The sequence below is a fragment of the Pseudaestuariivita atlantica genome (assembly GCF_001205715.1).
GTDB classification, from domain to species: Bacteria; Pseudomonadota; Alphaproteobacteria; order Rhodobacterales; family Rhodobacteraceae; genus Pseudaestuariivita; species Pseudaestuariivita atlantica.
In genome coordinates this window covers 241,544-261,903 of record NZ_AQQZ01000006.1, presented here as the reverse complement: position 1 = coordinate 261,903, position 20,360 = coordinate 241,544, and the positions used below count along the sequence as shown (strand labels likewise).

Genomic DNA, 20,360 nt, shown 5'->3' with positions numbered 1-20,360 from the left:
GGCGCATGAAGCTGTCCGATTTCGATTTCGATTTGCCCGAGGGGCGGATCGCGCTGCGCCCGGCGCGGCCCCGGTCCTCGGCCCGCCTGCTGGTGGCGGGGCGCGACAGCATCGCCGACCGCATCGTGAGCGACCTGCCGCAGGTGCTGCGCCCCGGTGACCTGCTGGTCCTGAACGACACCCGCGTGATCCCCGCGCGGCTGAGCGGGGAGCGGGTGCGCGGCGAGGCCCGCGCGCGGATCGAGGCGACGCTTCTCGAACCGCAGGGTGACGGGGCGTGGACGGCGCTGTTGAAACCCTTGCGCAAGGTGAAGGACGGGGAGGAGATCGTGTTCTCCCCCCGCCTGTCGGCACGTGTAACGGGCCGGGCGGACGGGCAGGCGACGCTGGACTTCACCGTAGCCGATGGCACGTTCGATGCCGCCTTGAAGGAGGCGGGCGCGATGCCCTTGCCGCCGTATATCGAGGCGCTGCGCCCCGCCGATGCCGCCGACCGCGACGATTACCAGACCGTCTGGGCGGCGGAGGACGGGGCCGTCGCAGCCCCCACGGCATCGCTGCATTTCGATGCGCCCTTGCTGAAGGCGCTGGAGGCGCGGGGCGTCGGGTTCGCCCATGTCACGCTGCACGTGGGCGCGGGCACCTTCCTGCCCGTGAAGGTCGACGATGTGCGCGACCACAAGATGCATGCCGAATGGGGCCGGGTGCCGCAGGCGGCGGCAGAGGCCATCGCGCGGACCCGTGCGGAGGGAGGGCGGGTGATCCCGGTGGGCACCACCGCCCTGCGCCTGATCGAGACGGCGGCGCGCGAGACCGGAGAGGTCGCGGCGTGGGAGGGCTGGACCGACATCTTCATCACGCCCGGTTTCAGCTTCCGCGCGGCGGATGCGCTGATGACCAATTTCCACCTGCCGAAATCGACGCTGATGATGCTCGTCTCGGCCCTGATGGGACCGGAGCGCATCCGCGAGATTTATGCCCATGCGATTGCGCGGGAATACCGGTTCTTCAGCTACGGGGATGCCTCGATCCTGTTGCCGCAGGAGCCCTGAACCGGGTCAGCCCTTGCCGTGGGTGGTCTTGTCCCAGAAAAACGGCCGCGCCAGCACCTCGATCAGTCCCTTGTAGGCCGCCGCGCAACCCAGCGGGAAATAGAAGACAAGCGTGGGAATCCACGGCGTCAGCCCCCGGTGATCGGTGCGCGACACCGCCACCGCCCCGATGACCAGCGCCGTCACTTCCGAGAACAGGAAGGCAAGGCCCAGATGCCAGACGGCACTGCCCCCGATCCACGCGTCGAGCGGGTGGGCGAGGCCGATCAGCACCACCCAGAAGGACCACAGCACCGGCGCCAGCAGGAATTGCGACAGCGAGGACAGGAAGAACACCTGGAAGCCGAGGAATTTCCACGGCCTGAGGTCACGCCACAGCCGCAGCGGGTGGCGCATGTGGGCGAGGTAGGTGACCATGTAGCCCTTGAGCCAGCGCGAGCGTTGCCGCACCCAGGGCCAGGCGTGGTTGCAGGCCTCCTCCCGCGTCACGGTCGCGATCAGTTCGGTCCGGTAGCCGAACCGCGCCAGCCGGATGCCGAGGTCGGCATCTTCGGTGACGTTATGCGCGTCCCAGCCATGCACCTCTTCCAGCACGTCGCGGCGGAAGAACACGGTTGTGCCGCCGAGGGGGATCGCGAAGCCCAGCCGCGCGAGGCCGGGCAGGATCACCCGGAACCATGTCGCGTATTCGATGGCAAAGCAGCGCGACAGCCAGTTGGCGCGCGGGTTGTAGAAATCGAGGATCCCCTGCAGGCAGGCCACTTCGCGCGGGCGTTCGGCAAAACGGGCCGCGACAAGGTCGATCTGGTCGGGATCGGGCGCGTCCTCGGCATCGTAGATGCCGACGATTTCGGACGACACGAAGCCGAGCGCGTAGTTCATCGCGCGCGGCTTGGTCCTGATCGCGCCGTCGGGCACCACGATGGTGCGCATCCATGGCGGCAGGTCGGTCCCGGCGATCAGGTCGCGGGTCTGGCTGTCATCCTCTTCCAGCACCAGCACCACGTCGAGCAGCGCCTTGGGATAGGTGATCGCCCGAAGCCGCGCGATGAGGTCCTGCGCGATATCCGTCTCGTGGAACAGCGGCACGAGGACCGAGACGCGCGGGCGGTGGTGGAACATCGGCAGGGGCGCATCGCGGGGCGCGCGGAAATGCGCGGCGAAGGCCGCGAGTTTCAGCGCCAGCGCCGCCAGCAGGGACAGCGCCGCCCAGCCCGCCAGCGCGGCGAAGAAGACCTGCGGGGCGAGGACAAGGAAGACCAGCATCGCCAGCCCCAGTACAAGCGGCACCGCGCGCAAACCGTTGGTCCGGCCAAGCGACCGGCAGCTCAGGTCGTCTGGCACCCGCGTCTCTGCCGCGGCGCGCAGGTCCTCGCGGTACCATTCGGCGATCGTGTCGTGCAGGTCGTGGTCCGAGGTCAGGCCCATGATGACCGGCCCGATATCGTTCGGCAGCGCCTCCCGCGCCGCATCGAAGGTGTCGGGGCGCGACGTGGCCACGAGGATCGCATCGCCGATCCGCGTCCACGGCACGATGGCGTGGGCGAGGCAGGTTTCGACGTCGACAAGGTGACGCAACTCGGGATCGGGAGGGGTGGCGTCGCGGCTCACGTGCAGCGCGGCGTGGTGACGTGCCCGCGCCTCGGCATGTGCCGTGGCCGAGATCATGCCCTCGGCCAGCGCCACGTCCTCGACCGGGGCGCCGGAGGCCGCCTGCAACGCCATGGCATGGGCCAGCTGGTCAACGCCAAGCGCGCCGGTCTCCAGAAGGATCCGGCCCAGTGGTTCCCCGTGATGTTGCCCGCCCCGTGGCACCCCGGTGGTGTCGGGCCGCAGCAATGCGTTGCTCATGCCGGCGCTCCGTTGTCACGCGTGCCGGCAAAGATTCGTTCATCTCGATTAAAGCTTGGTTAATTTCCGCCGGAAATCGTGGGGGAAATCAGCCGTCATCTTCCCATGGAGGAGGCAAATCGCTCGAACAGGTAAAAGCTGTCCTGCGGGCCGGGGCTGGCCTCGGGGTGGTGCTGGACCGAGAAGACGGGCTTGCCCGACAGCCGGATGCCGCAATTCGAACCGTCGAAGAGCGAGCGGTGCGTTTCCTCGACCCCGGAGGGCAGCGATTGCGCATCGACGGCGAAGCCGTGGTTCATCGACGTGATCTCGACCTTGCCGGTCTCGAGGTCCTTCACCGGGTGGTTCGCGCCGTGGTGGCCGTGGTTCATCTTGACGGTCTTGCCCCCCAGCGCGAGCGCCAGCATCTGGTGGCCGAGGCAGATGCCGAAGACGGGCAGGTCCTTGTCCAGCACGCCCTGGATCATCGGCACGGCGTATGCGCCGGTCGCTGCCGGGTCGCCGGGGCCGTTCGACAGGAAGACGCCGTCGGGATCCAGCGCCAGCACGTCCTCGGCCGTGGCGGTGGCGGGCAGCACGGTGACGTCGCAGCCGGCGCTGGCGAGGCAGCGCAGGATGTTGCGCTTGGCGCCGTAATCGACGGCGACGACCTTGTGCCTGGGCTCGGTCTGGGTGCCGAACCCGTCGGGCCAGGCCCAGCGGGTTTCGTTCCAGCGATAGCTTTGCGCGCAGGTCACCGTCTTGGCGAGGTCGAGCCCTTCGAGCCCGGAAAATCCGCGCGCCGCGGCGACCAGCGCCTCGACATCGAAATTGCCCTCGGGGTCGTGAGCCAGCGCCACGTGGGGCGCACCCTGCTGGCGGATCGCGCGGGTCAGGCGGCGCGTGTCGATGCCGCCGATGGCGACCCGTCCGCGCCGCGCCAGCCAGTCCGACAGGCGTTCGACCGCACGCCAGTTCGACGGCTCGGTCGGGGACCACTTGACGACCATGCCCTCGGCCACCGGGTCGGCGGTCTCGTCATCGTCGGGGTTCACGCCCACATTGCCGATATGGGGGAAGGTGAAGGTCACGATCTGGCCCGCATAGGAGGGGTCGGTCATAATCTCCTGGTAGCCCGTCATGGCGGTGTTGAAGCACAGCTCTGCCGTGCGCGTGCCCGTGGCACCGAACCCGCGCCCGTAAAACAGCGTTCCGTCGGCGAGGGCGAGGCAGGCGGTCGGGCGGGGCGTGCGGTGCGGCATGGGCATTCCCTTCGGGCAGACTTGGGGGTCGGGCAAATTGTCGGTGAGATACGCAGGCCTCCGGGGAGCGTCAAGGGGCGGTGCGCGCTTGAATTGAAGGGGCGGCGGGGATAGAGAGGGCGCTCGAACCATCGATTGGGGATGACCGATGAGCGAACTGCGCGCGCGCCTGTCGAAAGCGACCAAGGCAGCGATGAAGGAGAAGGCAGCCGAGCGTCTGGGCACGCTGCGGCTGATCTCGGCGGCGATCAAGGACAAGGACATCGCGGCCCGTGCCACGGGCAACGACGAGGGCGTCAGCGACGACGAGGTGCTGGCGATCCTCGGCAAGATGGTCAAGCAGCGCCAGGAAAGCGCCAAGGCCTATGAAGAGGGCGGGCGGCTGGACCTGGCCGAGCGCGAACTGGCCGAGATCGTGGTGGTGGAAGAGTTCCTGCCCCGCAAGCTCGACGAGACCGAGGTCGAGGCCGCGATCGACGCCGCACTGGCCGAGGTCGGTGCAAGCTCGATCCGCGACATGGGCCGCGTGATGGGCGTGCTGAAGGCCAACCATACCGGCCAGATGGATTTCGGCGCGGTGGGTCCCAAGATCAAGGACCGTCTGTCGGCGACTGGATAAGGCCGGGGAAGGCGGCGTCGAACGCCGCCCGTTCGGAGGGCGAGAGCGCGAAGCGGTCGACGTAACGCGCCTTGAACCCCACGCGCCCGCGGCGGGCGCCGAAATTGTCGCCGTGGTTCAGCAGGTACACGACCGATGCCGCGCGAAGCGGTGTCAGCCGCTGTCCGGCCAGTGCCGCGAGATGCGGGAACATGCGGTGTTCATGCGCGCTCATCGCCTGTAGCAGCGCCGGGCCTTCGGGGCCCGCCGCCGGGTCGATCCGCAGGGCGGCGCAGGAGCCACACAGCTTCCAGAACGCCTTGGCCCCCGGTTCGGTCAGCGATTGCGGGCGCGCGGCCCCGACCGCTCCGGTGCCGACGTTCCAGACATATCCGCGTTCGACAAGGTAGCCACCCGGCGCGGCGCGGGTCAGCATCTCGGCCACGAGGTCGGGGGAGGCGAGGTCGTCGGCATCGAAGGTCATGGCATAGGCGGGCGTTTGCAGGTGCGCGGACCCCGGCGCGGTGAGCGCGGCGAGCTTGGCCCACTTGTCGTTGCCGTCCACCTCTTCGGTGAAGGGCAGCCACGCGATGCGCGGGTCGTCCGGCAGGTCGTCCGGCGCGTCCTGCCCGCAGATCACCGCCCGCCAGCGCGGGTCGGTCTGTCGCTGGAACTGCGCCAGCGTCGCGTGCAGGCGGGCCACCGTGCCGGGCCAGTCCTGCACGGCGTCACGACCCACCAGCGGGATCAGGAAGACGACCTCTGCGGCGGAACGCAGCGCCGGGGCGGCATCCCGCAGGGCAAGTGCTGCGCGTTCCGAGGCGTTGGGCGTCAGGAAGCCGAGCCGCGCAAGCCACGGTGCCGCGCGCAGGGCGGTGCGGTGCCATTTGGGCGGGGCGGGGGCTTGCGCCGTGCGCGGAGCAGGTCGGGTGGTCATGTCACCCGAGGTGCATCCCCCGCAGCCGGTGGTCAAGGTCCAAGTAGAGCGCCTTGCGTTCATCCTCGGACAGGAAGGCGCCGATTTCGACCTCGCGGCCATTGCCGCTGAGGGTGACGTAGTTCGGGACCGGCCCGCCCTTGGGGTGCAGGGTGGCCCGCGCCCAGTAGGCGTTGCACTGCCATTCCTGCGTGTCGCCCTTCGGGTTGCGGCGGGTGAGGTGCAGGTCGGGATCGGTGAAGACGAGCCGTTCCTCGATCTCGCCCGAGCGGTAGGAGGCTTCGAGCCCCCACCAGAGCGCGCCGACCGCCATCAGCAGAAACGGCAGCAGGCCCCAGAGGAGCACCGTGCCGAGCAGGCCATAGAGCGGCAGGGTGATCGCCGTGAAGCACCCGAGCACGACCGCGGCAAAGCCCGCGCGCGGCAGCGAGCGGTGCGGCCAAAGCGTGAGCGTGGGCGTCGGATCGGCGGTGTCGGACCAGCGATAGGGCATGGAACAAGTGTAGGAGCGGGGTGGGGTTCGGGAAAGGGACATCTGGCCGCAGGCGGCTGGCTGCTCATCCGCCCTGGTGGGCGGCCTCGCGGCGGGTTAGCGCGTCAGCACGCCAGAGGCGCGCAAGGTCGCGTGGTCGGGCAGCCAGAGCGTGTCGTGGGCGGCGTCGAACATCCGCGCGATGAAGGCCTCGGACACGCCCTGGGCGCGGAAGGCGGCGGCATCGCGGCGTTGCGAGGCGGCCGCGTCGTCAAGCACCAGCGGGCCGGTATTGGCATATCCGGGCGTGGCATAGCTGTGAAAGCCGATCCGCGCCGCGGGGTCGGCGCTGCGGTTGCGTCCCGCGATCAGGATGAGCGGGCAGGCGCTGTGGCAGCGCCCGGTGACATGGGTGTCGAGCCCGGCCTCCCGCACCAGCCGCGCGATGCCGCGGGCGGCGTGCACCGCCCCGCCGGGGCTGTCGAGCGTCAGGCGGGTGATTGCCGGCGGGCGGGTGAGAGCGCGTTCCAGCGCGTAGTAGCTGCGCAGCTCGATTTCGCCCTGCAGGTGCAGGGTCGCGCCGGTGCGGGTCACGCTGGCATGGCCCGCCGTGCCGGGGGGCGGTGGCGGGGCTGGCGGGGTTCCGATCTCGACCAGCATTACGAGGCCGAGCGCCAGCACCAGCCCGGCGGCGCCGTAGCCCAGCACGCCGAGCGGCCGGTCGGCGCCGCTGCGCAGCGTGAGGCGGGAAGCACGGGCCGTGCCGATGACCTGCCAGAAGAGCACCACGGCGAGGGCCGCGAAGACGACCCAGCGCAGGGGCGTGGCGGAGGGGACGGATCGCGCGAGCCACAGGGTCAGCAGGGTCACGCCCGCGATCGGACCCGCCAGCGTCCAGAGGATGGGCAGGTCACCGCGCCAGTGGTGGCGCAAGGGATGCAGCCAGCGGGTCATGGGGCTATCCTACCACGGCTTGGCCGGATACGGGGACCTTTCGGCGTCAGGCCGGGGGCACCGGGCCATGGCGCCAGCGGGCCCAGACGCACCAGGCGACCAGAGCGAGATAGACAAGCGCCGCAGCGGGCGAGATCACCCCGCCGACGGATGCAATCTGGAAGGCGGTCGAGACGGTGGCGGGCGCGTCGAGCAGCCGCTCAGGGGTCGCAGTGAGAGCGAGGAGGGCGGTGGAGGCGTGGGCGGCCACGAGGCCGATGTGAAACGTGGCGAAGGTGAGCGCGAGCGCGCGCGGGACACGCAATGCCCCGAGATGCCGGAGCGCGAAAACCGCGATCACGCCGCCGACCAGCATGGCGAGGATCGCGGTCCCGTACCCGCCCGTTGTCACGAACTAATAGGTGTCGTGATAGGCGGCGGAGTTTGTGCCTCTCGCTCCCTGCTCGGCCACCAGGATCACAAGGACAACGACGAGCGCCCAGAGGGCGGGAATGGCCAGCATCACCCGGTTGGGCCAGCCCGGCCCGCCGAGGACGAGGACAAGGGGTGCGAAGGCTAGCAGCGCCAGCAGGGTTGATCCCAACACCATCTCTGTCCTCCCGCCCAAAAAAAGAAAGCCCCGGACGTATCCGGGGCTCTCCGCAACTCTGCCTGGTCAAGCGCCTCAGTGCGAGTGCTGCTTGTCCCAGTCTTCCCGCTTGGGCAGGATTTCGAACGTGTGCTCCGGCGGCGGGGACGGAAGGGTCCATTCCAGCGTGTCAGCATACTCGTTCCACGGGTTGTTCTCGGTCACCCGTGCGCCGGCCCGGAGGGTGTAGGCGATGATGCCAAAGAACATCAGGAACGACGCGAAGGACAGGAACGCGCCCCACGACGAGACGTAGTTCCAGTAGGCGAACTGCTCGGGGTAGTCGATGTAGCGACGCGGCATGCCCTGACGGCCGAGGAAGTGCTGCGGGAAGAACGTCAGGTTGGCCCCGATGAACATCATCCAGAAGTGCAGCTTGCCCCAGAATTCAGGGTACATGCGGCCCGTCATCTTCGGCAGGTAGAAGTAGATACCCGCGAAGATGGCGAAGACGGCACCCAGCGACATCACGTAGTGGAAGTGTGCCACCACGTAGTAGGTGTCGTGGTAGACGCGGTCGATGCCGGCCTGCGACAGGACGATGCCGGTCACGCCGCCGAGGGTGAAGAGGAACAAAAAGCCCATCGCCCAGAGCATCGGCGTCTTGAACTCGACCGAGCCGCCCCACATCGTGGCGATCCACGAGAAGACCTTCACGCCGGTCGGAACCGCGATGACCATCGTGGCCAGCATGAAGTAGGATTGCTGGGTGAGCGACATGCCCACGGTGTACATGTGGTGCGCCCACACGACGAAGCCGAGCGCGCCGATCGCGATCAGCGCCCAGACCATCGGCAGGTAGCCAAAGACCGGCTTGCGCGAGAAGGTCGCGATCACGTGGCTGATGATGCCGAAGCCGGGCAGGATGATGATGTAGACTTCCGGGTGGCCGAAGAACCACAGGATGTGCTGGTAGAGGATCGGGTCACCGCCACCGGCCGGGTCGAAGAAGGTCGTCCCGAAGTTCCGGTCGGTCAGCAGCATGGTGATCGCGCCCGCCAGAACCGGCAGCGACAGCAGGATCAGCCACGCGGTGATGAAGATCGACCACGAGAACAGCGGCACCTTGAACAGGCTCATGCCCGGAGCGCGCATGTTGAGGAAGGTGGTGATCATGTTGATCGCGCCGAGGATCGACGAGGCGCCCGACACGTGCACGGCGAAGATCGCGAAATCCATCGACATGCCGCCTTCGTTGACCGAGAGCGGCGGGTACAGGACCCAGCCCACGCCCGAGCCGGCCTGGTCGTTGCCGCCCGGCATCAGCACCGACAGGACCGCCAGCGACGAACCGGCGACGTACAGCCAGAAGGACAGGTTGTTCATCCGCGGGAACGCCATGTCCGGCGCGCCGATCTGCAACGGCATGAAATAGTTGCCGAAACCGCCGAAAAGCGCCGGGATCACGACGAAGAACATCATCAGGATGCCGTGGCCCGTGATCAGCACGTTCCAGAGGTGCCCGTTCGGGGTACATTCGGCCGCCGACGGGAACAGCCGCGCGCCTTCGAGGCACATCAGCTGCACACCCGGCTCCATCAGCTCCATCCGCATGTAGACGGTGAAGGCGACGGACACGAACCCCATGAAGGCCGAAACGACCAGGTAGAGGATACCGATGTCTTTGTGGTTGGTGGACATGAACCAGCGGGTAAAGAAGCCCCGCTGATCTTCGTGCTCTGTCCCGTGAATGGCGGCGTCGGCCATGTGGAGCTCCCTCGTTTCTGGCGACAAGTGTCTGGAAGGGCGGCGCGAGTCGCACTGCCCCCGTTTGGACGCCTGTCTAGCCGAGCCTATCGCGGGCGGCAATGTACGACTTTGCCGCAGGGTGCGACATTGCGGCGGCCCGGTTGCCGGGCCGTCCGGGTGGCGCCGGTTACCCCTTTTCGGTGCAGGTGCCACGCCCGGCCGGGACACGGGCACACTGCAACGGGACGCCGCTGCGGAGTTGGGTATTCCGGACCTGTGGAACTTCCGCGTTATCGCTACGTTAAGAGGTGAGAGCGCACACTGGCTGCCGGTGTGAATGACAAGAGGTGCTGCCATGACCATGATGACAACCGAGACGCCCCGCATTGCCGAGCGTACTTTCGGCTTCGGCTGGTCCCACCGTATCCTGACATGGATCGAAAAGGCGCTCGAGACGCCCAGCCAGCGCAAGCTGCGCCTGCGCATCGCGCGGATCGAGGCGCTGCGCAACCTGAGCGACGAGGCGTTGGCCGCCCGCGGGCTGACGCGGGAGACGATCTCTGCCTCGGTCTTTGCCGATCAGGTCTGACGACTAGCTGTCGTCGGCGGCGTCATCTGCGCCGCCGAACACGTCCGCGAAGGTGCGCCGTAGCGCGACGTCCACGTCCCCCATGTCCACCAGCAGTCCAAGATCGATCAGCGACGTGACGCCGTGGCCGGTGATGCCGCAGGGCACGATGCCGTCGAAATGGCCGAGGTCCGGGTCGACGTTGATCGACAGCCCGTGAAAGCTGACCCATTTGCGCAGCCGGATGCCGATGGCGGCGATCTTGTCCTCGCGCGGGGCGCCGTCGGGCAGGGGCGGCTTTTCGGGCCGGGTGACCCAGACGCCCACGCGGCCGTCGCGGATTTCCCCGGTCACGTTGAACTCCGCCAGCGTCGCGATCACCCATTGTTCGAGCTGTTGCACGAAGGCGCGCACGTCGCGGCCGCGTTTGCCCACGTCCAGAAGCACGTAGACCACGCGCTGGCCGGGGCCGTGATAAGTGTATTGCCCGCCGCGCCGCGTCTCGAACACGTCGAACCGGTCGGGATCGGTCAGGTCGGCGGGCTTGGCCGAGGTGCCGGCGGTATAGAGCGGCGGGTGTTCGACCAGCCAGACGGCTTCCTCCGCGCGCCCCTCGGCGATGGCGGTGGCGCGGGCCTCCATCCACGCGACGGCCTCGGGGTAGGGGGTGAGGCCCGGTGTGACGATCCACTCCACCATGTCAGCGCGGCAAGAGCCCGGCCTCGCGCACGGCGGGCAGGTTGGCGCGGCTGACGGGGATCTCGGCCCCGTCGGACAGGGTGAGGATCGCGCGGTCGCCGGCGCGGGCGGCAGCTGTCACGGCGCCTAGGGCCACCCAGTGGGAGCGGTGCACCTGCAGGCCGGGCACGTCGCCCACCTCCCGGATCGCGTCGGCAAGCCGCATCAGCACCATCTCTTCCCCCGCATCGGTCCGCACGCGGACATAATGATCCTCGACCGACAGCGCCAGCAGCGCGCCGCGCTTGTCGAGCGGCAGGCGGTCGAGGATGGCGGGCGGCGCGGCGTCCTCGGGCCGCGCCACGGCGCGATGCACGGTGTCGATGGCGAGCGTCACCAGCGCGGCGGTGGCGAAGGTCACGAGCGCCAGCGGGCCGATTTCCGACAGCGCGGGCACGAAGCCGAAGACAAGCGCGTTCAACGCGATCACCAGCCCGGTCACCAGCGTCCCGATCCCGAGGCTCGCCACGGCCAGCCGGATGTAGAGCGGGCGGTGCGCCAATCGCCGGGCGACAAGGCCCGACACGATGAAACCGGCGGAATAGCAGGCGGCGACGAGCACCGACCAGTAAAGGAACAGCGGCAGAAGCGTCAGCCGCGTGCCCGTGCCGAACGGACCCGCCAGAGTCAGCAGGCCCGCCGCGCAGGCCATCAGCACCAGCGTCGTCGGGGCCACGATATGGGCCCGCCATTCACGAAGCGTGGAGTGCAGGACAGTGTCGTTCACGTATCGGAGGCTCCGTTCGCGTAAGCGCGCTGGCGGGATCGGGCGGGGTGCTCCACCCCTCGGGTCATCCCGGTTCTACCCGCAAAAGAAAGAGAGCGAAATGACCCTGTCCCCGTTGCTGCATGCCCCCGCCGAAATCCAGATCCACGTGCTGTTTGCCCTGACCGCGCTCTTGTCCGGCCCCGTCGCCATGTTCCGCAGGCGCCATGACGGGGTGCACCGGGTTGCGGGCTATACGTGGGTGGCGGCGATGGCGGGGGTCGCGCTGTCGTCGTTCTTCATCGGCGGGTTCGAGGTGATCGGCCCCTTCAGCCCGCTGCACGGGTTCGCGCTGCTTGCGCTCTGGTCGCTGTGGGTGGGCATGCGGGCGATCCTGCGCGGCGATGTCATCGCCCACCGGGCGGCGATGGAGGGGCTTTTCTGGCACGGCCTTCTGATCGCGGGGCTCTTCAACTTCCTGCCCGGTCGCCGGGTCAATCGGGCGCTCTTTGCCGACTGGCCCGAGCTTGGATACGCGGTGATCGCGGTCTGCCTTGCGGCCATCGCCCTGCGCGCCCTGCGCAATCGCCGGCAGGCCGCGCAGAGGGGCAAGTCAGGCCTTGCGGGGGCCGGAGGCTTGGGCTAAACGCGCCCCTACCAAGCCAGTGACAGTGCGGTCGTGGCGGAATTGGTAGACGCGCAGCGTTGAGGTCGCTGTGGGGTAACTCCCGTGGAAGTTCGAGTCTTCTCGACCGCACCAACTGGCTGAGGGCACGGCGATCGGCCCGGCCCCCCCGCCAATCCATCCTGCCAATCCAGATACCTTCGTGAAGCCGTCCGAGCCGGTCAGGCCCGATGCGGGACGTGAAGCGTCAGCGCCGTTCGAGGAAGGCCTGTGCCGATTTCTCCGGGTCGCAGACGAGGTTCAGCGCCCGCTGGGCCAGTTCGAGGTGTTCGCACAGGGCGTCGATGGTCAGCTTGCATTCGACCAGCAGCGCGTGGCGGTCCATATCCGTATGCGCGTCGAGGCCCACTGCGAAATAGGTCTCTAAAGCGTGCATCGTGTTGTCGATCTGGTTGCGGGTAGACATGTCGGTCCCCGTGTAGTCCCTTGAAGTGGCTGCCCACGTATAAGGCAAACATGCAATCTGTCGATAGGTTCCAATGAGTTCGAAGGTTCATTTGCCGGCGATCCGGCGATAACCCGTGCGGCGCGGGTGCGGATACGAGAGGCTTGGGTAGGTCCGGTCAGTCGTAGCGCAGTTCGGTCGCCTTGCCGCGGAACACGGTGTAGGCGAGCGCGGAGTAGAGCACGATCACCGGCAGCACGATGCAGACGCCGAGGAAGATGATGAACAGCGATTCGGGGGCAGAGGCGGCCTCGTAGATCGTCAGCTGGTCGGGCACCACGTAGGGGTAGAAGCTGTAGGCCAGCCCGAAGAAGGCCAGCGCGAACAGCACGACACCCGCCGCGAACGGGACCCACGCAAAGCTGTCATCGGCCTTGGGCAGCCGCGCCAGCGTGAACCAGAGCGCCAGCAGCACTATCCCGGACATGAGCGGCAGGGGCAGCAGCAAAAGCGCCTCGGGAAACGAGAACCACTTGTCGAAGATGCGCGGGCTGGCCAGCGGCGACGCGACCGAGATCGCGGCGATCCCAAGAAGCACACCGAAGATGCCGCCACGCGCCCAGCCAACCGCCTTGGTCTGCAGCGCGCTGTCCGATTTCAGCACGACCCACGCCGCCCCGATATAGCTGTAGCCCACGGTCAGGAACAGCGCGGTCAGCGCGGCGAAGGTGGCGGTGGCCCAAGTGGTCTCCAGCCCCATCACGTAGATCCCCAGCATCCAGCCCTGCGACAGCGCGGCCATCAGCGACCCGGTGAAGAAGGCCATGTTCCACGCGCGCTTGTGCGCGGGCGGGGCCTTAGCCCGGAACTCGAACGCGACGCCGCGCAGGATCAGGCCCACCAGCATCACCGCGACCGGCAGGTAAAGCGCCGTCAGGATGATCCCGTGCGCGGTGGGGAAGGCCACCAGCAGAAGGCCCACGGCCATCACCAGCCACGTCTCGTTCGCGTCCCAGAACGGCCCGATCGAGGCGATCATGCGGTCCTTCTCGGCCTCGTCCGCGAAGGGAAAGAGCAGCCCCACGCCCAGATCGAACCCGTCGAGGACCACGTAGATCAGGATCGACAGCCCCATCAGCCCGGCAAAGGTTAGGGGCAGCCATTGGGCGGGGTCTCCGAAGATGTCCATCACGCGGTCCTTTCGGGGTTCAGGTCATTCGGCGGGAATCTGGACGCCGCCACGGGAGGCCGGCACCGGGTCGCGCGGGTCGGGGCGGGTGCCCAGTTGCCCACGCGCCGCACGCAGGCTGAGGTAGAACAGCACGCCGATATAGGCGGCCAGCAGCGCGGCATAGACGACGAGGTAGACCGCCAGTGTCGAACCGACGAGCGGCGCGGGCACCTCGGCCACAGCCTGTTCGGTGGTCAGAAGCCCGGTCACGAGCCACGGCTGGCGCCCGATCTCGGTCGTGTACCAGCCCGCGAGAGTTGCCAGCCAGCCCGATCCCGCCATGGGCACCAGCACCCACAGAAGCGGCTTGGGCAGGCCTTCGACGCCGCGCCGACGCCACGCCATGAACCCCACGGCGGCCCAGCTGACGAATAGCATCGCGAACCCCGTGCCGACCATGGTGCGGAAGCTCCAGAACACGGGCAGGACGGGCGGGTGTTCGGGCGTGCCGTCTTCGGCCACGAAATCGTTCAGGCCGGGCACGACGCCCTCTGCCTTGTGCTTGAGGATGATGGAGGCGAGGTTGGGGATGCCCACCTCGTAGCGGTTGCTGCGGGTCTCTTCATCCGGGATCGCGAACAGCAGAAGCGGCACGTTCGACTGCGTCTCCCAGTTGCCCTCCATCGCCGCGACCTTGGCGGGCTGGTGCTCCAGCGTGTTCAGCCCGTGCATGTCGCCCACGAAGATCTGCACCGGGATCAGCAGCGCGCCAAGCGCCACGCCGGTTTTCAGCTGCGTGCGCACGGTCGCGCTGCGTTCGCCTACCAGCCAGCGGAAGGCCGCCAGCCCCGCGATCAGGAAGGCCACGGTCAGGCCCGAGGCCAGCAGCACGTGCGCCAGCCGGTAGGGCATGGAGGGGTTGAAGATCACCGCCAGCCAGTCAGAGGCAAAGACGACGCCATCGCGGATCTCGTACCCCGCGGGGGTGTGCATCCACGAGTTGAGGACAAGGATCCAGAAGGCGGACAGGGTGGTGCCGAAGGCCACCAGCACGGTCGCGGTGGTATGCAGCCAGCCGGGCACGCGCGAGAAGCCGAACAGCATGATGCCGAGGAACGCCGCTTCGAGGAAGAAGGCGGTCAGCACCTCGTAGGCCAGGAGAGGCCCGGCGATGTTGCCGACGGTTTCCATGAACCCCGGCCAGTTGGTGCCGAACTGGAAGGACATGGTGATGCCCGACACGACGCCCATGGCAAAGGACAGCGCGAACACCTTCACCCAGAAGCGGTAGGCGTCCATCCACTTCATGTCGCCGGTGGCGTTGAAGCGGAGCTTGAAGAACAGAAGAACCCAGCCGAGCGCGATGGTGATCGTCGGGAACAGGATGTGGAACGAGATGTTGGCGCCGAACTGGATGCGCGACAGAAGGAGCGTGTCCATATGCGTAAGCCTTTCGGGTCATGGGGTGTGTCTGCGGTTACCGCCCAGTTAGGCACCCGTGCGCGGGGCACAACCGGCTGCGACGCCATGGCGCGGGTTTGCGGGCCCGTAGTGCGGCCAATGGCGCAAATATTGGTCATCGCGCGCCCGCGCGGGAACCAAACCTGCGGCAAAGGGGTTAGGCCTTTCACATCGTTCAATTCTCTGGCTATCCTGTCTCCATGACCAAGCCCGCTCCTTTCGACGAGATGCTCGTCGGGTCCGATGCGTTCAGAACGCCTTACCAGACATATGGCTCGTGGTTTTCCGAACAGGATCCGGCACGACTGCGCAAGAAGGCGCGCGAGGCCGAGGAGGTGTTCCGCGTCACCGGCATCACCTTCAACGTCTATGGCCGCGAAGAGGCGGCAGAGCGCCTGATCCCCTTCGACATCGTGCCGCGCGTCATCTCGGCCCGCGAATGGACGCGGCTGGAGCGCGGGATCGAGCAGCGCGTGCGCGCCATCAACGCCTTCCTGCACGACATCTATCACCGGCAGGAGATCATCCGCGCGGGCCGCCTGCCGGTCGAGATGATCGCGCGGAACGAGGCGTTCCTGCCCCAGATGGTGGGCACCACGCCGCCGGGCAATGTCTGGACCCATATCGTGGGCGTCGACCTTGTGCGCACGGGCGAAGACCAGTTCTACGTGCTGGAGGACAATGCGCGCACGCCATCGGGCGTGAGCTACATGCTGGAAAACCGCGAAACCATGCTGCGGATGTTCCCCGAGCTGTTTGCGCGCAACCGGGTGCGGCCGGTGTCGCAATATCCCAAGTCGCTGCGCCAGTCGCTGGCGGCTTGCGCGCCCGCCGCGACCGACGGCAAGCCCTGCGTCGCGGTGCTGACGCCGGGCATCCACAACTCGGCCTATTACGAGCACTCGTTCCTCGCCGACCAGATGGGGGTGGAACTGGTGGAGGGGCACGACCTGCGGGTGGTCGACGGGCGCGTGGCGATGCGCACGACGCAAGGCTACCAGCCGATCGACGTGCTCTACCGCCGGGTGGACGACGACTTCCTCGACCCGCTGAACTTCAATCCCGACTCGATGCTGGGCGTGCCCGGCATCATGGACGTCTACCGCGCGGGCGGCATCACCATCGCCAACGCGCCCGGCACCGGCATCGCCGACGACAAGGCGATCTACAGCTACATGCCCGACATCGTCGAATTCTACACCGGTGAGAAGGCGATCCTTGAAAACGTGCCGACATGGCGCTGTTCGGACCCCGACGCGCTGGCCTACGTGCTGGATCACCTGTCGGAACTGGTGGTCAAGGAGGTGCACGGGTCGGGCGGCTACGGCATGCTGGTGGGGCCGGCGGCATCCAAGAAGGAACTGGCGGCGTTCCGCGCCAAGCTGACGGCACGGCCCGGCAATTACATCGCGCAACCGACGCTGTCGCTGTCGACCGTGCCGATCTTCACCCGGTCCGGCCTTGCGCCCCGCCACGTCGACCTGCGGCCCTTCGTGCTGGTATCGCCCGACAAGATCACCATCACGCCCGGCGGCCTGACGCGGGTCGCGCTGAAGAAGGGGTCGCTGGTGGTGAACTCGTCGCAGGGCGGGGGCACCAAGGACACCTGGGTGCTGGAGGACTAGGCCATGCTGGGAAAAACCGCAGGCGGCCTCTACTGGATGTTCCGCTACCTCGAACGGTCGGAAAACACCGCGCGGCTGGTGGAGGCGGGACAGCGCATCGCGCTCACCCGGTCCTCGTCGGCCGAGGCGGAATGGGCCTCGATCCTCGCCGCGCTGGGCGCCAAGGCGGGGTTCGACGCGAAATACGACGCGACCGAGCCGCAGGCGGTGGTCGATTACCTGCTGCGCGACCGGGACAACCCGGCCTCGGTCATGCAGATCGTGGCGATGGCGCGCGACAATGCGCGCACCGTGCGCACCGCGCTGACCCGCGAGGTGTGGGAGGCGGTGAACGAGTGCTACCTCACCCTGCGCGACGTGCTGGCGCGGCGGGTGCCCGAACGCGACCTGCCCGAGGTGCTGGGCACGATCCGGACGCGGTCGGCCTTCGTGCGGGGCGCACTGCACGGCACGATGATGCGCAACGACATCTACAACTTCGCACGCATCGGCACCTTCCTGGAACGCGCCGACAACACCGCGCGGCTTCTGGACGTGAAATACTACGTGCTGCTGCCCTCGGCCCTGCATGTGGGGTCGACGCTCGACAACGTGCAGTGGGAGACGATCCTGCGCGCGGTCTCTGCCGAGGGCGCTTTTCGTATGGCCTATGGCGGCGATACCCAGCCCCTCGATATCGCGGAGTTCCTGATCTTCGACGGGCGCATGCCGCGGTCGCTGAAGTTCTGCGTGCGCAAGCTGAGCGAGAACCTGGGCCATATCGCGATGCAATACGGCGCGCGGATGCAAAGCCAGGAGGCCGCCGACGCGCTGACTGCGCATCTGGAGGGACAGACGATCGAGGCCGTGTTCGAGGCCGGCCTGCACGAGGAGGTGGCGGGATTCATCCGCGACCTGTCGGCGCTGGGCCGCCAGATCGAAGAAGATTACCGGTTTATCGCGTGACCCCATGCTCCTGAAAATCACCCACCAGACCACCTATCGCTTCGACACGCCGATGGCCTACGGCCTGCAACAGGTGCGCAAGACCCCGAAAAGCCACGGCACGCAGGAGGTGCTGTCGTGGGACGTCGCCTTTGACGGCGCGCGGGAGGAGTTGAGTTACCGCGACGCGCACATGAACACGGTGCAGCTGATCTCGTTCGCGGAAAACACCACCGAGGTGACGATCACCTGTTCCGGCGAGGTCTCGACCGAGGATACCAGCGGCGTCGTGGGCCGCCATGCGGGCTTCCTGCCGATGTGGCTCTTCGAACGCACGACACCCCTGACCCAGCCGGGGCCGGGCGTGCGGGCGCTGGTGAAATCGCTGGACGAGGATCAAAGCGACCTTGACCGCATGCACGCCCTGTCGCGCGCCGTGGCCGACGCGGTGAGCTATCGCACCGGCAGCACCGAGGTCAGCATGAGCGCCGAGGACGTGCTGGAAGCCGGCAACGGCGTGTGCCAGGACCACGCGCATGTCTTCATCGCCGCCGCCCGCGCCATGGGTGTGCCCGCGCGCTACGTGTCGGGCTACCTGATGCTGGACGACCGTATCGACCAGGATGCCAGCCACGCCTGGGCCGAGGCCTGGACCGAGGGGCTGGGATGGGTCGGGTTCGACGTGTCGAACGGCATTTGCCCCGATGCACGTTACGTCAAGGTCGCCACCGGGTTTGACTATACCGACGCCGCGCCCGTATCTGGGCTGAGGTTCGGCGCGGGTGCGGAAACGCTCGACGTGGCGCTGCGGGTCGAACAGCAATAGATCGAATGAGGCGGGTATCCTGAGATGACATATTGCGTGGCGCTGGCGCTTGATGCCGGGATCGTCTGCATGTCCGACACGCGCACCAATGCGGGCGTCGACAACATCTCGACCTTTCGCAAGATGCATACGTGGGAAGAGCCGGGCGAACGCGCGCTGGTGCTGATGACGGCGGGCAACCTTGCCACCACGCAGGCGGTCGTGTCGCTGCTGGAAGAGCGCATGAAGGCGCCCGAGGACCGCGACCCGTCGATCCTGCGCGCGCCGTCGATGTTCCAGGTGGCGCGGATCGTGGGCGACACGCTGAAAGAGGTGATCGTCGACCAGGCCGGGCAGGACGGTGGCCCCGGTGCCGACGCCTTCGGCGCGACGCTGATCGTCGCCGGACAGATCGGGGGCGGCCCGATGCGCATGTTCCTCGTCTACCCCGAGGGCAATTTCATCGAGGCGAGCGACGACACGCCGTTCTTCCAGATCGGCGAGACCAAGTATGGCCGCCCGATCCTCGTCCGCGCGCTGGAAGCGGGCATGAGTTTCGAGAACGCCGTGAAACTGCTGATGGTGAGCTTCGATTCGACGATCAAGGCGAACCTGTCGGTCGATGCGCCGCTCGACGTGCAGATCCTGCCACGCGACGCGCTGGCGCTGGGCAAGTCGTGGCGGATCGAGGCGAACGATCCCTATTTCCGGCAATTGTCGGAAAGCTGGGGCGCGGCGCTCAAACAGGCCTTCTATTCGCTGCCCGATTTCGACCTCGACGCCATCCCGGACTGACCGGTCAGCCGTTCTTTCGCACTACGAAGGTGAGGACCGGCCCGTCTTCGGACGTCTCGACCAGTTCGTGCCCCGATTCCGCGCAGAAATGCGGCACGTCGATACGCGCGGCGGGATCGTCGGCCTGCATCGTGATGCACGCGCCCGCCTCAAGCGCCTGCAGGCGCTTGCGCAGTTTCAGAACGGGCAGGGGGCACAGCAGACCCGTGGCGTCGAGCGTCGTCATGCCGCGCCACATAAGGCCCCTGTTACAGCGCGTCCACAATCTTGTGAGCGGAAGGTGGGGTGACGCCGCCCCGCGCGCGTCGTAGAGAGGCAGCATGTTCGGGTTCGACATCATAGATGCAGGTCTGTTGCCGGCGATGCTGATCGCGCTGACGGCGGGCATCATCTCGTTCCTCAGCCCCTGCGTGCTGCCCATCGTGCCGCCCTACCTTGCCTACATGTCGGGCGTCGGCATCTCCGAGATCGAGGGCGATCGCACCGCGCGTCGTCGCGCCATCGGTGCGGCGGTGTCCTTTGTCCTTGGCCTGTCGACGGTGTTTCTGTTCCTTGGCTTCACGGCCTCGGCGTTTGGTGCGTTTTTCCTGCAAAATCAGGAACTTTTCGCGCGTATTTCAGGTGTCGTGGTGATCGTCTTCGGGCTGCATTTCCTCGGCGTTCTGACCATCCCCTTCCTCAACCGCGAGGCGCGGATCGACACGGGAGAGACCGGCGGCAGCGCGTTCGGCGCCTATATCCTCGGCCTTGCCTTCGCGTTCGGCTGGACGCCCTGCATCGGCCCGCAACTGGGCGCGATCCTGTCGCTGGCCGCGTCCGAGGCGGACGTGGCGCGCGGCACGCTGCTGCTGGGCGTCTATGCCGCGGGGCTTGGCATCCCGTTCCTTCTGGCCGCGATGTTCCTGACCCGCGCCATGGGCGTGATGAACCGCATCAAGCCGCACCTGCCGCTGATCGAGAAGATCATGGGCGGGCTGCTGGTGGTCGTCGGCATCATGCTTCTGACCGGGGCCTTTTCGGCGCTGTCCTTCTGGCTGCTCGAGACGTTCCCGACGCTCGCGCTCTTCGGGTGACC

At 67.5% G+C, this 20,360-nt stretch carries 23 protein-coding genes and 1 tRNA gene; 10 read left to right on the top strand and 14 right to left on the bottom strand.

Annotated elements, in window-relative coordinates:
• Nucleotides 1-5 precede the first annotated feature (5 nt).
• Nucleotides 6-1,052, top strand: coding sequence for a tRNA preQ1(34) S-adenosylmethionine ribosyltransferase-isomerase QueA (gene queA, locus ATO11_RS14645; RefSeq protein ID WP_050531640.1), 1,047 nt, complete (start codon nucleotides 6-8; stop codon nucleotides 1,050-1,052).
• Between the two features lie 6 nt (nucleotides 1,053-1,058).
• On the opposite strand, the gene ATO11_RS14640 is transcribed toward queA, so the two are convergent.
• Both ATO11_RS14640 and carA read right to left on the bottom strand, forming a co-directional pair.
• On the bottom strand, nucleotides 1,059-2,903 hold the full coding sequence (locus ATO11_RS14640; RefSeq protein WP_082176342.1) for a glycosyltransferase: 1,845 nt from the start codon (nucleotides 2,901-2,903) through the stop codon (nucleotides 1,059-1,061).
• Nucleotides 2,904-2,998: 95 nt separating this feature from the next.
• The gene (gene carA / locus ATO11_RS14635) at nucleotides 2,999-4,144 is read right to left on the bottom strand and encodes a glutamine-hydrolyzing carbamoyl-phosphate synthase small subunit (protein ID WP_050531666.1); all 1,146 of its coding nucleotides are present in this window, start codon (nucleotides 4,142-4,144) and stop codon (nucleotides 2,999-3,001) included.
• A gap of 148 nt (nucleotides 4,145-4,292) precedes the next feature.
• Between carA and ATO11_RS14630 the strand changes: the two genes are divergently transcribed.
• Nucleotides 4,293-4,763 (top strand): GatB/YqeY domain-containing protein, encoded by a 471-nt coding sequence (locus ATO11_RS14630; RefSeq protein ID WP_050531639.1) that lies wholly within the window; start codon nucleotides 4,293-4,295, stop codon nucleotides 4,761-4,763.
• Here the strand turns inward: ATO11_RS14630 and ATO11_RS14625 are convergent.
• The 6 genes from ATO11_RS14625 to ctaD form a co-directional block, all read right to left on the bottom strand.
• Nucleotides 4,735-5,679: a hypothetical protein gene (locus ATO11_RS14625; RefSeq protein ID WP_050531638.1), complete on the bottom strand. Its 945-nt coding sequence runs from the start codon at nucleotides 5,677-5,679 to the stop codon at nucleotides 4,735-4,737. The genes ATO11_RS14630 and ATO11_RS14625 overlap by 29 nt on opposite strands.
• 1 nt (nucleotide 5,680) lies before the next feature.
• On the bottom strand, nucleotides 5,681-6,172 hold the full coding sequence (locus ATO11_RS14620; RefSeq protein ID WP_050531637.1) for a DUF2244 domain-containing protein: 492 nt from the start codon (nucleotides 6,170-6,172) through the stop codon (nucleotides 5,681-5,683).
• Nucleotides 6,173-6,268: 96 nt separating this feature from the next.
• Nucleotides 6,269-7,105, bottom strand: coding sequence for a COG3904 family protein (locus ATO11_RS14615; protein ID WP_050531636.1), 837 nt, complete (start codon nucleotides 7,103-7,105; stop codon nucleotides 6,269-6,271).
• 46 nt (nucleotides 7,106-7,151) lie between these two features.
• Nucleotides 7,152-7,460, bottom strand: a complete 309-nt coding sequence (locus ATO11_RS14610; protein WP_134643130.1) for a hypothetical protein — start codon at nucleotides 7,458-7,460, stop codon at nucleotides 7,152-7,154.
• Between the two features lie 39 nt (nucleotides 7,461-7,499).
• Nucleotides 7,500-7,694 carry a hypothetical protein gene (locus ATO11_RS14605; RefSeq protein WP_050531634.1) on the bottom strand — a complete coding sequence of 65 codons (195 nt, stop codon included), beginning with the start codon at nucleotides 7,692-7,694 and terminating at the stop codon, nucleotides 7,500-7,502.
• Nucleotides 7,695-7,769: 75 nt separating this feature from the next.
• Nucleotides 7,770-9,440: a cytochrome c oxidase subunit I gene (gene ctaD, locus ATO11_RS14600; RefSeq protein WP_050531633.1), complete on the bottom strand. Its 1,671-nt coding sequence runs from the start codon at nucleotides 9,438-9,440 to the stop codon at nucleotides 7,770-7,772.
• Between the two features lie 337 nt (nucleotides 9,441-9,777).
• On the opposite strand from ctaD, the gene ATO11_RS14595 reads away from it, so the two are divergent.
• Nucleotides 9,778-10,011: a hypothetical protein gene (locus tag ATO11_RS14595; RefSeq protein ID WP_050531632.1), complete on the top strand. Its 234-nt coding sequence runs from the start codon at nucleotides 9,778-9,780 to the stop codon at nucleotides 10,009-10,011.
• A gap of 3 nt (nucleotides 10,012-10,014) precedes the next feature.
• Here ATO11_RS14595 and lipB read toward each other — a convergent pair whose 3' ends face one another.
• Both lipB and ATO11_RS14585 read right to left on the bottom strand, forming a co-directional pair.
• A complete protein-coding gene (gene lipB, locus ATO11_RS14590) occupies nucleotides 10,015-10,689 on the bottom strand; it encodes a lipoyl(octanoyl) transferase LipB (protein ID WP_050531631.1) in 675 nt (224 codons plus the stop codon).
• A gap of 1 nt (nucleotide 10,690) precedes the next feature.
• Nucleotides 10,691-11,455 (bottom strand): LytTR family DNA-binding domain-containing protein, encoded by a 765-nt coding sequence (locus tag ATO11_RS14585; protein WP_050531630.1) that lies wholly within the window; start codon nucleotides 11,453-11,455, stop codon nucleotides 10,691-10,693.
• Nucleotides 11,456-11,555: 100 nt separating this feature from the next.
• Between ATO11_RS14585 and ATO11_RS14580 the strand changes: the two genes are divergently transcribed.
• Entirely contained in the window at nucleotides 11,556-12,080 is a 525-nt protein-coding gene (locus tag ATO11_RS14580; RefSeq protein WP_050531629.1) for a DUF2306 domain-containing protein, read from the top strand.
• A gap of 27 nt (nucleotides 12,081-12,107) precedes the next feature.
• Nucleotides 12,108-12,194 (top strand) — tRNA-Leu (locus ATO11_RS14575).
• Nucleotides 12,195-12,306: 112 nt separating this feature from the next.
• Here ATO11_RS14575 and ATO11_RS14570 read toward each other — a convergent pair.
• From ATO11_RS14570 to ATO11_RS14560, 3 genes are all read right to left on the bottom strand, one after another.
• A complete protein-coding gene (locus tag ATO11_RS14570) occupies nucleotides 12,307-12,525 on the bottom strand; it encodes a hypothetical protein (RefSeq protein ID WP_050531628.1) in 219 nt (72 codons plus the stop codon).
• Nucleotides 12,526-12,682: 157 nt separating this feature from the next.
• Nucleotides 12,683-13,693 carry a cytochrome d ubiquinol oxidase subunit II gene (locus tag ATO11_RS14565; RefSeq protein WP_050531627.1) on the bottom strand — a complete coding sequence of 337 codons (1,011 nt, stop codon included), beginning with the start codon at nucleotides 13,691-13,693 and terminating at the stop codon, nucleotides 12,683-12,685.
• Between the two features lie 24 nt (nucleotides 13,694-13,717).
• A complete protein-coding gene (locus ATO11_RS14560) occupies nucleotides 13,718-15,115 on the bottom strand; it encodes a cytochrome ubiquinol oxidase subunit I (RefSeq protein ID WP_050531626.1) in 1,398 nt (465 codons plus the stop codon).
• Between the two features lie 248 nt (nucleotides 15,116-15,363).
• Here ATO11_RS14560 and ATO11_RS14555 point away from each other — a divergent pair, with 248 nt between their 5' ends.
• The 4 genes from ATO11_RS14555 to ATO11_RS14540 are packed head-to-tail and all read left to right on the top strand — an operon-like array spanning nucleotide 15,364 to nucleotide 19,285.
• Entirely contained in the window at nucleotides 15,364-16,761 is a 1,398-nt protein-coding gene (locus tag ATO11_RS14555) for a circularly permuted type 2 ATP-grasp protein (protein ID WP_242601430.1), read from the top strand.
• Nucleotides 16,762-16,764: 3 nt separating this feature from the next.
• On the top strand, nucleotides 16,765-17,706 hold the full coding sequence (locus ATO11_RS14550) for an alpha-E domain-containing protein (protein ID WP_050531624.1): 942 nt from the start codon (nucleotides 16,765-16,767) through the stop codon (nucleotides 17,704-17,706).
• A 4-nt stretch (nucleotides 17,707-17,710) separates the two neighbouring features.
• Nucleotides 17,711-18,511, top strand: coding sequence for a transglutaminase family protein (locus ATO11_RS14545; protein WP_050531623.1), 801 nt, complete (start codon nucleotides 17,711-17,713; stop codon nucleotides 18,509-18,511).
• A gap of 24 nt (nucleotides 18,512-18,535) precedes the next feature.
• Complete coding sequence (locus tag ATO11_RS14540; protein ID WP_050531622.1) at nucleotides 18,536-19,285, top strand: proteasome-type protease; 750 nt, start codon at nucleotides 18,536-18,538, stop codon at nucleotides 19,283-19,285.
• A 4-nt stretch (nucleotides 19,286-19,289) separates the two neighbouring features.
• On the opposite strand, the gene ATO11_RS14535 is transcribed toward ATO11_RS14540, so the two are convergent.
• Nucleotides 19,290-19,511, bottom strand: a complete 222-nt coding sequence (locus ATO11_RS14535) for a sulfurtransferase TusA family protein (protein ID WP_110553716.1) — start codon at nucleotides 19,509-19,511, stop codon at nucleotides 19,290-19,292.
• Nucleotides 19,512-19,605: 94 nt separating this feature from the next.
• Between ATO11_RS14535 and ATO11_RS14530 the strand changes: the two genes are divergently transcribed.
• On the top strand, nucleotides 19,606-20,358 hold the full coding sequence (locus ATO11_RS14530; protein WP_050531620.1) for a cytochrome c biogenesis CcdA family protein: 753 nt from the start codon (nucleotides 19,606-19,608) through the stop codon (nucleotides 20,356-20,358).
• Nucleotides 20,359-20,360 lie beyond the last annotated feature (2 nt).